Source organism: Levilactobacillus parabrevis ATCC 53295 (assembly GCF_001434055.1).
GTDB classification, from domain to species: Bacteria; Bacillota; Bacilli; order Lactobacillales; family Lactobacillaceae; genus Levilactobacillus; species Levilactobacillus parabrevis.
In genome coordinates this window covers 1-15,665 of sequence record NZ_AZCZ01000004.1, presented here as the reverse complement: position 1 = coordinate 15,665, position 15,665 = coordinate 1, and the positions used below count along the sequence as shown (strand labels likewise).

General features: G+C 50.0%; 14 protein-coding genes. 13 read left to right on the top strand and 1 reads right to left on the bottom strand.

The genetic code is table 11. The annotated features are described in order from the left end of the window. Positions 1-4: 4 nt before the first annotated feature. From FD07_RS01695 to whiA, 11 genes are all read left to right on the top strand, one after another. Complete coding sequence (locus tag FD07_RS01695; RefSeq protein WP_020088207.1) at positions 5-1,018, top strand: NAD(P)H-dependent glycerol-3-phosphate dehydrogenase; 1,014 nt, start codon at positions 5-7, stop codon at positions 1,016-1,018. 29 nt (positions 1,019-1,047) lie between these two features. Further along, the gene (gene galU, locus FD07_RS01690) at positions 1,048-1,953 is read left to right on the top strand and encodes a UTP--glucose-1-phosphate uridylyltransferase GalU (RefSeq protein WP_020088208.1); all 906 of its coding nucleotides are present in this window, start codon (positions 1,048-1,050) and stop codon (positions 1,951-1,953) included. 63 nt (positions 1,954-2,016) lie between these two features. Beyond that, positions 2,017-2,958 (top strand): thioredoxin-disulfide reductase, encoded by a 942-nt coding sequence (gene trxB, locus FD07_RS01685; protein WP_020088209.1) that lies wholly within the window; start codon positions 2,017-2,019, stop codon positions 2,956-2,958. Positions 2,959-3,104: 146 nt separating this feature from the next. Continuing rightward, positions 3,105-3,743 carry a YfbR-like 5'-deoxynucleotidase gene (locus tag FD07_RS01680; protein WP_020088210.1) on the top strand — a complete coding sequence of 213 codons (639 nt, stop codon included), beginning with the start codon at positions 3,105-3,107 and terminating at the stop codon, positions 3,741-3,743. Between the two features lie 2 nt (positions 3,744-3,745). Next, entirely contained in the window at positions 3,746-4,267 is a 522-nt protein-coding gene (locus tag FD07_RS01675) for a hypothetical protein (protein WP_020088211.1), read from the top strand. Between the two features lie 264 nt (positions 4,268-4,531). Next, positions 4,532-6,538: an excinuclease ABC subunit UvrB gene (gene uvrB, locus FD07_RS01670; RefSeq protein ID WP_020088212.1), complete on the top strand. Its 2,007-nt coding sequence runs from the start codon at positions 4,532-4,534 to the stop codon at positions 6,536-6,538. A gap of 21 nt (positions 6,539-6,559) precedes the next feature. Then, on the top strand, positions 6,560-9,409 hold the full coding sequence (gene uvrA, locus FD07_RS01665; protein WP_020088213.1) for an excinuclease ABC subunit UvrA: 2,850 nt from the start codon (positions 6,560-6,562) through the stop codon (positions 9,407-9,409). Positions 9,410-9,564: 155 nt separating this feature from the next. Further along, positions 9,565-10,107, top strand: a complete 543-nt coding sequence (locus FD07_RS01660) for an HdeD family acid-resistance protein (protein ID WP_020088214.1) — start codon at positions 9,565-9,567, stop codon at positions 10,105-10,107. Between the two features lie 249 nt (positions 10,108-10,356). Next, positions 10,357-11,241 carry an RNase adapter RapZ gene (gene rapZ, locus FD07_RS01655; protein WP_020088215.1) on the top strand — a complete coding sequence of 295 codons (885 nt, stop codon included), beginning with the start codon at positions 10,357-10,359 and terminating at the stop codon, positions 11,239-11,241. After that, positions 11,238-12,251 carry a gluconeogenesis factor YvcK family protein gene (locus tag FD07_RS01650; RefSeq protein ID WP_020088216.1) on the top strand — a complete coding sequence of 338 codons (1,014 nt, stop codon included), beginning with the start codon at positions 11,238-11,240 and terminating at the stop codon, positions 12,249-12,251. The genes rapZ and FD07_RS01650 overlap by 4 nt, the downstream gene beginning before the upstream one ends. Before the next feature lie 4 nt (positions 12,252-12,255). Beyond that, complete coding sequence (whiA, locus tag FD07_RS01645) at positions 12,256-13,194, top strand: DNA-binding protein WhiA (protein ID WP_020088217.1); 939 nt, start codon at positions 12,256-12,258, stop codon at positions 13,192-13,194. Positions 13,195-13,352: 158 nt separating this feature from the next. Here the strand turns inward: whiA and clpP are convergent, their stop codons facing one another. Beyond that, complete coding sequence (clpP, locus tag FD07_RS01640; RefSeq protein WP_020088218.1) at positions 13,353-13,949, bottom strand: ATP-dependent Clp endopeptidase proteolytic subunit ClpP; 597 nt, start codon at positions 13,947-13,949, stop codon at positions 13,353-13,355. 308 nt (positions 13,950-14,257) lie between these two features. On the opposite strand from clpP, the gene FD07_RS01635 reads away from it, so the two are divergent. After that, entirely contained in the window at positions 14,258-14,704 is a 447-nt protein-coding gene (locus FD07_RS01635) for a LytTR family DNA-binding domain-containing protein (RefSeq protein WP_020088219.1), read from the top strand. 6 nt (positions 14,705-14,710) lie between these two features. Further along, entirely contained in the window at positions 14,711-15,448 is a 738-nt protein-coding gene (locus tag FD07_RS01630; RefSeq protein ID WP_020088220.1) for a LiaF transmembrane domain-containing protein, read from the top strand. Positions 15,449-15,665 lie beyond the last annotated feature (217 nt).

Below are 15,665 nucleotides of genomic sequence, written 5' to 3'. Positions count from 1 at the left end.
TACTATGTCAGAGAAAATTGCAGTACTCGGTGCCGGTTCATGGGGATCAATCTTAGCGAGCGTCTTGGATGAAAATGGGCATGACGTTCGGCTTTGGTCGTACAATCCCAAGCAAGTTGAGGAATTGAACACGGAACACACGAACGCGCACTATATCAAGAATTTTAAGTTTTCTCCCTCGTTAGTAGCCTACTCTGACTTGGCAAGTGCTTTGGATGGGGTGCAAACGATCCTGTTTGTTGTCCCAACCAAGGCCGTACGTTCCGTTGCTGGACAAGTGGCCACGATCCTACAAAAGACAAAAAATCAGCCAGCCTTGATTCATGCCAGCAAGGGGATCGAACAGAAGACCTACAAACGAATCTCACAGGTTTTGGCGGAAGAGATTCCAGCAGCTAACCGCAAGTCAATCACGGTCTTATCTGGGCCTAGTCACGCCGAAGATGTTGCTCGGCATGATTTAACGCTGGTTACGGCTGCGAGTGAAAGTTTAGATGCTGCCAAGCATACGCAACAGTTATTTATGACGACTTACTTCCGGGTTTACACCAACCCTGACATCATTGGGGTTGAAATTGGCGCGGCACTAAAGAATATCATTGCTTTAGGTGCCGGTGCCTTACACGGGCTGGGCTACGGCGACAACGCTAAGGCTGCCTTAATGACCCGGGGATTGGCCGAAATTTCACGTTTGGGGACGTCATTTGGTGCCGATCCAATGACCTTCATCGGGTTATCCGGTGTCGGTGATATCATTGTAACCGCAACGAGTTCCAACTCACGGAACTGGCGGGCCGGCGATGAATTGGGTCGCGGCGAAGCCCTTGACGACGTGATTAACCACATGGGAATGGTCATTGAAGGGTTGGCAACGACGAAAGCCGCTTATGAACTTTCTAAGAAGCGCGGCGTTTCGATGCCAATTACCGAAGCCATTTACCAAGTGCTTTATGAAGGTAAGGACATCCGTAAGGCAATTTCAGACTTGATGCAACGTGAAGGCCGTTCGGAATTTTAATTACAGGGGATACAGGAGGAATAAGAATTATGCGAAAAGTTAGAAAAGCAGTCATTCCAGCCGCCGGTTTAGGAACCCGTTTCCTGCCAGCAACCAAGGCTTTAGCCAAGGAAATGTTACCAATCGTGGACAAACCAACGATTCAGTTTATTGTCGAAGAAGCCCGGAAGTCCGGCATCGAAGATATCGTTATCGTTGATGGGAAGTCGAAGCGGTCCATCGAAGACCACTTTGATTCCAATCCAGAATTGGAAGCCAACCTGGAAGCTAAGCACAAGGAAAAGATGCTGCGTCAAGTGCAAGAAACGACTGGAATGAATCTGTATTTCATTCGGCAACCCTATCCACGTGGCCTGGGGGACGCTGTGTTAACGGCGAAGGCCTTCATCGGTGACGAACCGTTCGTGGTGATGCTGGGTGATGACATGACGGATAGCAAGGTTCCGTTGACCAAGCAGTTGATCGACCGGTACAACGAAACTGGCGCCTCAACCTTAGCAGTGATGCGGGTGCCTCACGAAGAGACCGCTAAGTATGGGGTCATTAACCCGTCCGAAGAAACGGCACCGGGGCTGTATAACGTCACGAACTTCGTTGAAAAGCCACAACCCGATGAAGCACCAAGTGACTTGGCCATCATCGGGCGGTACCTCTTCACGCCAGAGATCTTCGAAGCGCTGGAGAACACGCCAGTCGGTTTGGGTAACGAACTTCAACTGACGGATGCCATTGATAATTTAAACAAGACTCAGCGCGTCTTTGCCCACGAATATACGGGTAAGCGTTACGATGTCGGCAATAAGTTTGGCTGGTTGCAGACGAACATTGAATACGGCCTGCGTCACCCAGAAACGAAAGAACCCTTACGGAAGTACATTGAAGAGATGGGTGCTAAGCTCACCGCTGAAGATGAAAAGGGCAATAAGTCAAAATAGGTGACAAACTTCCTTTTTGATAGTAAAGTACACTAAAGGCTAAGAGCAGAAGGGAGCGTTAAAATGAAAAACTATGATGTTATTGTGATTGGTGCGGGTCCTGGTGGTATGACTGGTGCGTTATACGCCTCACGGGCTAACCTGTCCGTCTTGATGTTGGATCGCGGAATTTACGGCGGTCAAATGAACAATACGGCAGCCATCGAAAACTACCCGGGCTTCAAGTCCGTCCTTGGACCAGACTTGGCTAAGGATATGTACGATGGGTCCACGCAATTCGGCGCAGAATTTGCGTATGGTAACGTGGAAAGCATCGAAGATCACGGTGATCACAAGGTCGTCAAGACCGATGATGGTGATTACAGTGCCGGTGCCATACTGATTGCGTCTGGTTCCGAATATAAGAAATTAGGCGTTCCTGGCGAAAATGAATTTGGTGGTCGTGGTGTGTCTTACTGCGCGGTCTGCGATGGTGCGTTCTTTAAGAACCGTGAAGTCGTTGTTGTCGGCGGTGGTGACTCAGCCGTTGAAGAAAGTATCTACCTGGCAGGAATCGTTTCTAAGGTAACGGTTGTGGTTCGGCGCGACCAATTGCGGGCCCAAAAGGTCATTCAGGACCGGGCACTTGCAAACGATAAGATTGAATTTGTTTGGAACACCAACGTTACTGAAGTTTTAGGTGACGAGATGAAGGTGACCGGTGTGGCCACGAAGAACAACCAAACTGGCGAGACCGGTGAGATTGCGGCAAGTGGGGTCTTCATTTACGTGGGGAACTTACCAATGACCGACGCCTTCACTGACTTGGGCATTACTGATGACAAGGGCTGGATCAAGACTGATGACCAGATGGCCACAGCCGTTCCCGGCATCTTCGCTATTGGTGACGTTCGCCAAAAGACCTTGCGGCAGATTACGACTGCCGTTGGGGACGGTGGGATTGCTGGCCAAGAAGCTTTCAGTTTTCTGGAAGACTTGAAGGCTAAGGCGGCTTCCGCCAAATAATGGACGATTTAGCGGGAACAACCTCACTGGGGTGGTTTCCGCTTTTTTTGAAGGTTTAGTTGTCCATCAGGGTGAGAATCGGTATCGTCGAGGGCGGCTGGTTCCACTGTACATATATGGAAAATAAAATAGAGGAGTGTTAAAACATGGGGATGAATCAATTCTTACAGAGCTTGAGTGACCTGGAAACAATCGATCGCGCACCGGGGTATTTTAAATTTGAGCAACATTCTGTGGCGGCCCACTCGTTTAAAGTAGCCGAGGTCGCTCAGTTTCTAGGTGATGTTGAGGAGCAGGCTGGGCATGAAGTAAACTGGCGGTTACTCTACGAGAAGTCCTTGAATCACGACTACACGGAGCGATTTATCGGTGATATCAAGACGCCCGTGAAGTACGCCACCCCCCAGTTGCGGCAAATGTTGGCCGATGTGGAGTCGTCATTGACCGCGAACTTTATTGAAAATGAAATTCCGAAGCAGTTCCAGACGGCCTACACCCGACGCTTGGGTGAGGGGAAGGACGATACCTTGGAGGGGCAGATCCTTTCTGTGGCCGATAAGGTGGACCTACTTTATGAATCGTTTGGTGAAATTCAAAAGGGAAATCCGGAACCCGTCTTTACTGAGATCTACCGGGAAAGTTTAACGACGATTTTGAAATTTAAGCAGATGGCCTGCGTGCAGTATTTCTTAGCGGAAGTCCTACCAGAAATGCTGGCGGCGGACTTTAGTGACCGCCAGAAGCTGGCCACGTTGACGGATAATTTGTTGAAGCAGGGAGATTAAGCATGAAATTAGCTGAAGTATGGAATCAAATGATTACGGGAGCCACGGTGCGGCCGTTGACTCACGCTGATGACGATTTAATTTATAAGTTCCAGGCGGCCCATCCCGATTATTTTAATCATTTTCAGGATCACCCGGTGACCCGGAACGAAGCGATTCAGGACGTGACCGATGTTCCCATGAATGCGATGCCAGATCAAAAAGCCTATTTGGGTATTTTTAAGGATGATCAGCTGGTAGTTCTGGTAGATTTGATCATTGATTATCCGTTGCCTAGTCTGGTTTGGCTGGGAATGTGGCTGACCGATAAACAGTTAACGACCGAGCAAGCAGCCGACTACTATCACAGCTTAGTGGCGACATTGCGAGCGGCTGGGGCGGTTCAATTACAGCTCAGCGTCTTCATGGGTGACCGGCAAATGAAGCAGTTCTGGGAAAGCCAACAACTTCAGCCTATTCATACGACGACGGTCATTCGTGGTGAACGTGCGGCCAACGTGACCATTTATCAGGATAAGTTCTGAGCATAGAGCGTCAAGCTGGCGAAAGTATGTTCGGTATGGTAAAATATTTGAGCATGATGGGAAACGGATTGTTTCCCATCTTTTCTGATGATTAAAAATATTTTTATACTGTCAAACGCTGATGTGCCGGGAATTAGTAGCTGTATCTGCCATATAATTATTATGGACGTTAAGCAGTTTTTCGCTGACGAACAGACGGCTGTTTTGAGTCGGAATTTGACGGTAAATTAAAGTAAACTAGAGATTTGGTAGGGAGGTTATGCCATGATTGATCGACAATCGGACCGTAAGTTTGACCTGGTTTCGAAGTACCAGCCTACTGGTGACCAGCCAGAGGCAATTGCACAGCTGACTAAGGGACTCAATGAACACGAGAAGGCGCAAATTTTACTGGGAGCTACTGGGACCGGGAAGACGTTTACGATTTCTAATGTGATTAAGAATGTGAATAAGCCCACGCTGGTTCTGTCCCACAACAAAACGTTGGCGGGCCAGCTTTATGGGGAATTTAAGGAGTTCTTCCCCAATAATGCGGTGGAATACTTTGTCAGTTATTATGATTATTACCAACCGGAAGCTTACGTGCCTTCGAGTGACACTTACATTGAAAAGGATTCGTCGATCAACGATGAAATTGATAAGCTTCGGCACTCGGCAACGAGTTCGCTGCTGGAGCGAAACGACGTCATCGTCGTGGCTTCCGTGTCCTCCATCTTCGGTTTGGGGGACCCAACCGAGTATAAGAACCACGTGGTTTCACTGCGCGTGGGCCAAGAGATCGAGCGGGACGCTTTACTTCGCAAATTAGTAAACATTCAATTTGAACGGAACGATTATGATTTTCAGCGGGGCCGGTTCCGGGTCCACGGTGACGTGATCGAAATCTTCCCGGCGTCGCGTGATGATCGGGCGTTGCGGGTCGAATTCTTTGGCGACGAGATTGATCGGATTCGTGAAGTCGACTCGCTGACCGGGGAAATCGTTGCGGATCGTGAACACGTAGCCATCTTCCCAGCGACCCACTTTATGACGAATGATGATATCATGGCCAAGGCTACGGCGGGCATCGAAGGCGAAATGAAGGATCGGGTTGCCGAGTTAGAGGGTCAGAGTAAGCTACTAGAAGCACAACGGCTCAAGCAACGGACGACCTATGATCTAGAAATGATGCGCGAAATGGGCTACACCAGTGGAATCGAAAACTATTCGCGCTGGATGGACGGTCGTAAGGCTGGCGAGCCACCATACACGCTGTTAGATTTCTTCCCTAAGGACTTCCTACTCGTGGTCGATGAGTCTCACGTGACGATGCCACAAGTTCGCGGAATGTATAACGGGGACCGTGCGCGGAAGCAGCAACTGGTTGACTACGGTTTCCGGCTGCCTAGCGCGCTGGATAACCGGCCTCTCAAACTGTCTGAGGTTGAGCAACACATCAATCAGGTGATCTACATGTCCGCCACGCCCGGTGATTACGAGCACGAGCAGACTGACCACGTCGTTCAGCAGATCATTCGGCCAACCGGCTTGCTTGACCCGACGATCGATGTCCGGCCAATCATGGGTCAGATGGACGATCTCGTGGGAGAAATCAACAAGCGGGTTGAAGCCAACGAGCGGACGTTTGTGACGACGTTGACCAAGAAGATGTCAGAAGATTTAACCGACTATCTGAAGGACTTAGGCATCAAGGTGGCCTACCTGCATTCCGATATCAAGACGCTGGAACGAACGCAGATTATGCGGGATCTTCGGCTGGGTAAATATGACGTTTTAGTCGGAATCAATCTGTTGCGGGAAGGGATCGATATTCCTGAAGTTTCCCTGGTGGCAATTTTAGATGCCGATAAGGAAGGGTTCTTGCGTAACGAACGGTCGTTGATTCAGACGATTGGTCGGGCGGCCCGGAACTCTCACGGGTCAGTTATCATGTATGCTGATTCCGTGACGGCGTCGATGCAGGCCGCAATGGACGAGACGGCTCGTCGGCGGAAGGTGCAGATTGCTTATAACAAGAAGCATGGCATTACCCCAACAACAATTATTAAGCCAATCCGTGACTTGATTGCGGTGACGAAAAAGAATGATCACGAGGGCGAAAAAGATGACTTCGTTTCGAGTGACTTTGAAGATATGTCCAAGGATGACCAACGCAAGTTAATCTCTCGGTTGGAAGACGAGATGCGGGCCGCCGCTAAGAAGCTGGACTTTGAACAGGCCGCTTCGTTGCGGGATACCGTCATGGATATGAAGACCGAGATCGGCGATTAGGTCGAGTAAGGAGAATGTTAAGTGTTAAACGATAAAATCGTGATTCATGGTGCCAGAGCGCATAACTTAAAGGACATCGACGTCACTATTCCGAAGAATAAACTGGTCGTTATCAGTGGCTTGTCCGGCTCGGGGAAAAGTTCCCTGGCCTTTGACACGTTGTACGCTGAAGGTCAGCGCCGCTACGTGGAAAGCCTGTCGTCGTATGCGCGTCAGTTCTTAGGACAAATGGACAAGCCTGACGTGGATTCCATCGACGGGCTCAGTCCAGCTATTTCAATCGATCAGAAGACCACCTCGAAGAACCCCCGTTCAACGGTGGGAACCGTTACTGAAATCAATGACTACTTGCGGCTGTTATGGGCGCGGGTCGGGACCCCCATCTGTCCGAATGATGGCACGAAGATCACTAGCCAAAGTGTTGAACAGATGGTCGGTCAGGTGCTGGATCTTCCTGAACGGACGAAGCTCCAGGTCCTGTCGCCCATCGTGCGGGCTAAGAAGGGCCAACACAAGAAAATCTTTGAAAAGATTCGGCGTGAAGGCTTCGTGCGCGTCAGAGTCGACGGGGACATCATGGATCTGGACGATGTACCCGAATTAAATAAAAATCAGAATCATGATATTGCAATTGTCATCGACCGAATCGTGGTCAAGGCGGGCATTCGTTCCCGACTGTTTGATTCTTTTGAAGCTGCACTGCGGTTGAGTGGGGGCTATGCGATCGCTGATGTGATCGGTAGGGATCCTCTGATCTTTTCCGAACACTACGCTTGTCCCGTCTGTGGGTTTACAGTGGGCGAGCTGGAACCCCGGTTGTTCTCCTTTAACGCACCATTCGGGGCCTGCCCGGACTGTGATGGGTTAGGCGTCAAGCTGGAAGTTGACTTGGATCTTGTCGTGCCTGACAAGACGAAGACGTTGCGTGAAGGGGCTTTAGCACCTTGGAATCCAATCAGTTCGCAATACTACCCAGCTTTGCTGGAACAGGCTTGTGACGCCTTTGGTGTGGATTTGGATACCCCGTTCAAGGATCTATCGAAGGCCGATCAACAGCTCGTGCTTTACGGATCTGATGGGAAAGAATTCCATTTCCACTATGAGAATGACTTTGGCGGGGTTCGGGACGTCGACGTGGCCTTTGAAGGGGTTGTGCCTAACGTAGATCGTCGTTACAAGGAAACGAATAGTGACTTTACGCGCGACGTCATGCGTAAGTACATGGCTGAATTGACCTGCCAGACGTGTCACGGCTACCGGTTGAACCGGCAGGCCCTCAGTGTGCAGATCAATCACCAACACATTGGTGCCGTATCTGACTTGCCAGTTGATAAGGAACTGGCCTTCTTCAAGGATCTGACCTTTGGCGAACAGAACCAAGTGATCGCCCAACCAATCTTGAAGGAAATTCGGGATCGGTTGACCTTCTTACGGAACGTGGGTCTGGACTACCTGACATTGAGTCGGTCCGCCCGCACCCTGTCCGGTGGGGAGGCCCAACGGATTCGGTTGGCCACGCAGATTGGCTCTAACTTGTCGGGTGTGCTCTACATCTTAGATGAACCCTCAATCGGGTTGCATCAGCGGGATAACGACCGGTTGATTGCCTCATTGAAACAAATGCGTGATCTCGGGAACACCCTGATTGTGGTGGAGCATGATGAGGACACCATGCGCGCTGCCGACTACATCGTGGACATTGGTCCGGGTGCCGGTGAAAATGGGGGCCACGTGATGGCCGCCGGAACACCTAAGCAGGTCATGCGTTCCCGAAAGTCTTTGACGGGTCAGTATCTAGCGGGCAAACGCTACATTCCCGTGCCATTGGAACGTCGGACCGGTAACGGAAAGACTATCCGCGTGACCGGGGCCGCCGAGAATAACCTGAAGGACATCACAGTTGATTTTCCGCTGGGTGAATTTGTCGTCGTGACCGGGGTCTCTGGTTCCGGGAAGTCGACGCTGGTAAACACGATTTTAAAGCGAGCGTTGGCGCAGAAGTTGAATCGTAATTCTGAAAAGCCTGGGAAATACAAGAGTATTGCTGGCGTGAAGAACATCGAACGACTGGTCGATATTGACCAAAGTCCGATTGGCCGAACACCACGGAGCAACCCAGCCACTTATACCGGAGTCTTTGACGACGTTCGGACGCTGTTCGCACAGACCAACGATGCCAAGCTCAGAGGGTATCAGAAGGGCCGCTTTAGCTTTAACACTAAGGGTGGTCGTTGTGAGGCTTGTCATGGGGATGGTATCTTAAAGATCGAAATGAACTTCTTGCCCGACGTCTACGTGCCGTGTGAAGTCTGCCACGGGACGCGGTACAACTCGGAAACGCTGGAAGTTGAATACAAGGGGAAGAATATTGCCGACGTGTTGGACATGACGGTTAGTGAAGCCCTGAAGTTCTTCGAAGCCATTCCTAAGATTACGCGTAAGCTCCAGACGATTCAGGACGTGGGATTGGGCTACGTAAAATTGGGCCAACCTGCGACGACCTTATCTGGTGGGGAAGCGCAGCGGATGAAGTTAGCTTCCGAACTGCACAAGCAGCAGAACGGGAAGAACTTCTACATTCTGGATGAACCGACTACTGGGTTGCACACTGACGATATCAAACGGTTATTGACGGTGCTGCATCGCCTGGTAGATAAAGGAAACACGGTTTTGGTTATTGAACATAATCTCGATGTGATCAAGACGGCGGACCACTTGATTGACCTTGGTCCTGAGGGGGGAGAAGCCGGCGGAAACGTTGTGGCTACCGGGACCCCCGAAGAGTTGGCTGAAGTGAAGAATAGTTATACCGGTCAGTACCTGAAGCCCGTTTTGGAACGGGATAAGGCACGGACGGAAGCGGATGCTTAATCAGTGTTAACAAATTGTAAATTAGGGCGTTGAGACTGCCACGTGGCGGTTTCAACGCCTATTTTAGTTAAGTGAACTTGTTTACCTTGCCGAAAACCAGTACAATAGTTGGAAACCGGTCAACACCTGACCGAAGTTGTGAGGAGATACAGACAATGTTTAATTTGAATCGTACCCGTTGGGGCTTTGACTGGAGCGAATTTGTTCTCGGCATTTTATTCCTAGTTGCTGCGTTTGGACTTTTTCGCTCACCTAAAATAGGTTTAACTGGTCTAGCCATCATCTTTGCCATTATGGCGCTGCTGAGTGGGATGACAACGATTGCGGGTTACAGTAAGCTGCACGAGGCAACCGGTTTGCGGGCCAACTTTGCGTTAGTTTTAGGAATCTTGGATATTCTAATTGCGGTGGTTTTCTTCTTCGATATGAACAGTGCCATCGTGACACTGGGGTACCTATTCGCACTGTGGTTTATTGTTGATTCGTTAGAACGTTTACTGGTTGCCAGTCATCTGCGAAGCTTCGGTGGCGTTTACTTCTGGTTGTCAATCATCTTTGACGTGTTGGCTCTGGTTGTGGGGATCATGTTATTCGTTCACCCCGTCGTAGCGGCCTTGTCACTGAACGGGCTGATCGCCATTTTCTTCGCCATCTTTGGGGTCAATGCCATCTGGATCTCCATCGCGCGTAGCCGTTAAACTATCACGCTTAAATTGAACGTAGAGCAGTCGTCTTGGCCAATTCAGGTTAAGACGGCTGCTTTTTTGGAGACTGCTGATAAAAGCCGAAAGTTTAACGCGACTATTTTGCGGTTGGGACTGTTAATTGCGCAAAGTTAACCGCAGTTTAGGCACTCTTTTTCGGAATTTAAGGGAATTGTTAGGAAAAGACACGCCCGGTGTGTTATACTGCTTAAAGACGTTTTTAAAAGAAGCTGGAGGAGAGCCATGACAAATGAAATCCATTTAGTCATCATAACTGGGATGAGTGGTGCCGGGAAGACCGTCGCCATGCAGAGCTTTGAAGATTTGGGGTATTTCTGTATTGATAATATGCCGCCTTCGTTACTCCCCAAGTTTTGGGATTTGGTCCGTGAATCTGGCAAGCTTTCGAAGATTGCCTTGGTTATCGATTTACGGTCCCGGGCATTTTACGATGAAATCGTCAATATGTTGAACGATGTGGCGGTCCACGGTACGATGAACGCACAGGTCTTATTCCTGGACGCGTCCGATGAAGAGCTGGTTTCCCGTTACAAGGAGACCCGGCGTTCCCATCCACTGGCTAGAAATGGTCGGGTTATGGAGGGCATTCAGCGTGAACGGCGCCTGCTGTCACCAATTCGACAGGCGGCCCAGCTCGTTATTGACACGACGTCGCTGAGTCCGCGTAAGTTGCGGGAAGAAATCTTCCATAACTACGAGACCGAATCCGCACAGGTCTTTCACATCGAGGTCATGTCGTTTGGCTTTAAGTATGGGTTGCCCATCGATGCCGATATCGTCATGGACGTCCGGTTCCTACCCAATCCGTACTACATTCCGGCGTTGCGGAATTTAACGGGGAAGGACCAGGAAGTTTACGATTACGTCATGGCGCAACCACAAACCGAGGAATTCTACGAACAATTTATCAAGCTCCTCACGACCATCGTGCCGGGCTACAAAAAGGAAGGTAAGGCTAACCTTACCATTGCGATAGGGTGTACGGGCGGTCAACATCGTTCCGTTGCCTTGGCAACGCGTATTGGTCGGGAGCTGGGAAACACGTATCCAGTTCACATGACCCATCGCGACATTGAGAAGCGAAAGGAGTCCGCTAACCGATCATGAGAGATCCATTGCGTACCCGCCGGCCCAAGATTGTGGTCATTGGCGGGGGGACTGGTTTGCCAGTCATCCTAAGCAACCTGCGCGACCGCGATGTTGATATTACCGCGGTGGTTACGGTTGCCGATGACGGCGGTTCTTCAGGCATCATTCGGCATTACGTGAACGTGGTGCCGCCTGGAGATATTCGAAACGTCATGGTGGCGCTTGCCGAGATTCCCAACATTTATAAGGAACTATTTCAATACCGATTTGAAACGACTGATGATTTCTTTGCCGGCCATGCCATTGGAAACCTAATCATTGCCGCCTTGTCGGAAATGCGGGGCGGTATTTTTGATGCTGTCCAAGAGCTTTCCCAACTGATGCGGGTCAACGGCCACATCTATCCGGCCGCAAACGAACCCTTGGAATTGCACGCGCAGTTCGCCGATGGCAGTACGCTGAGTGGGGAGTCTGAGATCACCGCGGCGCACAAGCTAATCAAACGGGTGTGGGTGGAAACCAGTGATCACCACGATCAACCGCATGCGGTTCAGCAGGTGATTGACGCCATCATGGATGCCGACCAGATTGTGTTGGGCCCTGGGAGTCTGTTTACCAGTATCCTCCCTAACCTGATGATTGAAAGTGTGGGCAAAGCCGTGAAGGAAAGTCCAGCGGAAGTCGTCTACATCTGCAATATCATGACGCAGAAGGGTGAAACCGAGAACTTTACCGATGCTGACCATGTTCGTGTTTTGAATCAACACTTAAACGAAAACTTTATTGATACCGTACTGGTCAACACACGCAAGGTGCCTGACCAGTACATTGACTATCAGCGCTGGGATGAAATGTCTCAGCCGGTGCGTCATGATTTCCAGGGACTCCGTGATCAGGGGTGCCGGGTCATCTCGACGGACTTTCTTGAATTACGCGATAACGGGGCTTTTCACAACGGGCAAGAGGTCGTTCATGAACTCTTGAACTTGATTGGCCAGCCACGTTATCGGATGAAACGGAGGCTTTAACGAAATGTCGTATGCCAGTGAAGTGAAGAAAGAATTAACGACCCTTGAGGTCCACCGTGAGAACGCCAAAGCCGAGCTGGTTGCGTTGATCCGGATGAACGGTGCCTTGGGGTTAGCGAACCACCATTTCGTACTGAACGTTCAGACGGAAAATCCTGCCATCGCCCGGCGGATGTACCAGTTACTTAAGCGGTTCTATGATTTGGAAAGTGAATTGCTCGTGCGGCGCAAGATGAAGCTAAAGAAAAACAATCTGTACATTGTCCGGGTCAAGACGGGGGTAACGGAAGTCTTGTCCGACTTGGGTATCTTTGACGGTATGCAGCTATTGGAGTCGGTTCCGGCCGAAATTTTGGATTCCGACATGTCCGTGCGGTCGTACCTGCGTGGCGCTTTCTTGGCTGGGGGTTCGGTCAACAATCCCGAGACCAGTCGTTATCACTTGGAGATCTACTCTCTATATGAAGAGCATAACCAGATGATTGCCGAGATGATGAATCGCTATAACCTGAACGCGCGGACCATTGTGCGGCGGAGTGGTTACATCACCTATTTGAAGAGTGCTGAGGAGATCGCAGACTTCCTGTCTCTGATTGGCGCCACGACGTCCATGCTAAAATTCGAAGACATTCGAATCATGCGGGATATGCGGAACTCCGTCAACCGGCTAGTTAACTGCGAAAATGCTAACTTGGACAAGGTAGCCAACGCCTCAACACGGCAGATCGATAACATCCAGTTCATCGAGTCCACGGTTGGTTTGAGTCAGTTGCCAGTAAAGCTGCGTGAAGTGGCTGAGACGCGGTTGGCACACAAGGAAGTTAGTCTGAAGGAACTGGGCGATCTGGTTCCTGGTGGGCCAATCTCTAAGTCCGGGATCAATCATCGCTTGCGAAAGATCAACGACTACGCTAAGCAGTTACGCGAAGAGGCTTCGGCCTAATCTGGTATTGTGAGTAGTGCAATTAAAAATTCAAATTAAAATGGAAGTAGCTGGGCATGGATGCCGGTTACTTCCATTTTTGTTGTATTGTGGAGACGACGGTTAATTGGAAAAAAATCGCCTACCGACCGGAGTCGTTAGGCGATTATGAAACACGTTTACTTCTTTTGTTCGCTACTGTTCGTCATGATGTGGTCGATTAAACCATAATCAACGGCTTCTTGAGCGCTCAAGTAGTTGTCCCGTTCAGTATCCTTGTTGACCCGTTCAACAGGTTGACCAGAGTTGTCGGCCAAGATCTTGTTGATCAATTCACGCGTCTTCAAGATTTCACGAGCGGCAATCTCAATTTCAGTCTGTTGACCTTGAGCACCACCGGATGGTTGGTGAATCAAGACTTGGGCGTGAGGTAAGGCAAACCGCTTGCCCTTAGTCCCGGATGAAGCCAAGACACTAGCCATGGAAGCTGCCATCCCCAACGTGATCGTTTGCACGTCGGATTGGATGAAGTTCATGGTATCGTAAATGGCTAAGCCGGAAGAAACCACACCACCAGGTGAGTTGATGTAAAGTGAGATGTCCTTGGTGGAGTCTTGGGCGTCCAAGAAGAGCAATTGTGCAATGATGGCGTTTGCCATGTCATCTTCGATTGGGCCGGAAAGCATAATGATCCGGTCTTTTAAAAGTCGTGAATAGATATCATAGGCCCGTTCGCCACGGGATGATTGTTCAATAACTGTAGGTACTAAATTCATGACAAGATAGCCTCCCTTATTAATTTAACGTAGAAATGGCTAGCGTTTTGCTAACATGTTGTTAGTGTACCGCTATGGTCAAAGTAGGTCAAACAATATGACTTCGTTCTTTTAACCTTTGATTTGGCGTCTCTGGATTCACGCCCACAACCATTTGACTAGAACTATCATACCAGAATTTGACTAAACGTCACGTATTCTATCACTCAAAATGACCGGTTACGCCAAGAAAGTGACCACTTACGGTTAACCTATTTATTTTTAGGTAAGCCTATGGTTAACTTATAGAGACGAGAGGGGGTGGCGACTTGAAGATTCATGTGGAGGTTGATCCCGAATTATCCGATTCGGAGGTCACTATTCGGGTACCGGCGCGGACGGCCGCGGTCGATCAGCTAGTCGCGGCGATTCACGCGGCCGATACGACGCAGCAGTTGACGTTCAGCTGGCACGGTGAGAACTATCGCGTTAACCTGACGGACATCTTGTTCTTTGAGGCGAGTGACCATCAGGTGGCGGTGCATACCGCAACGGCCATGTATACCACAGGCCAGCGACTCTATGAATTGGCGGCGGATTTGCCACCGCAGTTTATGCGCGTTTCCAAGTCGGCCATTCTCAATCGCACGCAGGTTTTCTCACTGACCCGATCAGTTACGGGTAATCTGGTTAAATTTCAAAATTCACACAAGCAACTCTACGTTTCTCGTCGCTACTATCAAGCGTTGAAACGTGCATTAGAGGAAAAGGGGTAATGAATGATGCGTAAACGCGCAAATTGGTTCTGGGGTGTCTTTCTGGTACTCGGGGCAGTCGTTCTCGTGACGAGTCAGTTGGGTATCTTTAGCACGCACATAGGTGTCTGGACGTTGCTGCTCGGAGTGTTCCTGGTCGCCGCGTTCGTTGAGAGCTTGATGCATCTAGCCGTGTGGGGGATGGTATTCTCGTTGGCTTTTCTAGCAATTATTTTTGCTAAGCCGCTGGGGATCGTTGCCTTGGCTCCGTGGACAATTCTAATTGCGGCAGTTTTGTTGTCGCTAGGGTTGTCACTGATCATTCGGCCCAAGCGCTGGTACCGCTATAATTGGAAGACGCAGGGAAATTGGTCGCACCACCATCACGGCGACTGGTCCCATCATTATGAAGAAGACGTGAAAACGCTGAACGATCCGGATATCACGGTCAATGTCAGCATGAGTAGTAGTATTCGTTACCTGCAGTCGGTCGATTTTCGACGGGCGGATGTTCAGGTCTCCATGGGGGATGCCAAACTATACTTTGATGACGTGACGCTGAGCGACCAGGGGGCGACGATTAACATCGATGCTCACCTGGGTGGGGTGCAATTGTACTTGCCAACTTCCTGGAACGTTAAGACGGATGTGGATGCAAACCTGGGAGCCATTGAGACGACAGGCGAACCCGTAGGAACAGATGGCCCACTGGTCGTCATTACCGGACGTGTCTCGCTGGGTGGCCTGACAATCATCTATATTTAATTTAAGTGACGAACGAAGAGCTTGGAAATGGCCACCAAGCTCTTTTTTTGCGGCATCGCTTCTGAGAAGAGAACTTGGGTGAGCCAGCGGGCACTCTAGTCAGGGGCACCACTGACTGTACTGACTAGTGATGGGGCGACTTAATCCTGGGGTAACAAAAAGTCCCATCCACGAGGGATGGGACTTGCCGCTTTGGTAGTGATGCGCCCGGAGGGAA

Coding starts and splice junctions, on each gene's coding strand:
- whiA (WP_020088217.1), top strand. CDS start 12,256: ATGTCGTATGCCAGTGAAGTGAAGAAAGAATTAACGACCCTTGAGGTC.
- FD07_RS01650 (WP_020088216.1), top strand. CDS start 11,238: ATGAGAGATCCATTGCGTACCCGCCGGCCCAAGATTGTGGTCATTGGC.
- FD07_RS01675 (WP_020088211.1), top strand. CDS start 3,746: ATGAAATTAGCTGAAGTATGGAATCAAATGATTACGGGAGCCACGGTG.
- FD07_RS01660 (WP_020088214.1), top strand. CDS start 9,565: ATGTTTAATTTGAATCGTACCCGTTGGGGCTTTGACTGGAGCGAATTT.
- FD07_RS01630 (WP_020088220.1), top strand. CDS start 14,711: ATGCGTAAACGCGCAAATTGGTTCTGGGGTGTCTTTCTGGTACTCGGG.
- FD07_RS01695 (WP_020088207.1), top strand. CDS start 5: ATGTCAGAGAAAATTGCAGTACTCGGTGCCGGTTCATGGGGATCAATC.
- uvrB (WP_020088212.1), top strand. CDS start 4,532: ATGATTGATCGACAATCGGACCGTAAGTTTGACCTGGTTTCGAAGTAC.
- clpP (WP_020088218.1), bottom strand. CDS start 13,949: ATGAATTTAGTACCTACAGTTATTGAACAATCATCCCGTGGCGAACGG.
- rapZ (WP_020088215.1), top strand. CDS start 10,357: ATGACAAATGAAATCCATTTAGTCATCATAACTGGGATGAGTGGTGCC.
- trxB (WP_020088209.1), top strand. CDS start 2,017: ATGAAAAACTATGATGTTATTGTGATTGGTGCGGGTCCTGGTGGTATG.
- FD07_RS01680 (WP_020088210.1), top strand. CDS start 3,105: ATGGGGATGAATCAATTCTTACAGAGCTTGAGTGACCTGGAAACAATC.
- galU (WP_020088208.1), top strand. CDS start 1,048: ATGCGAAAAGTTAGAAAAGCAGTCATTCCAGCCGCCGGTTTAGGAACC.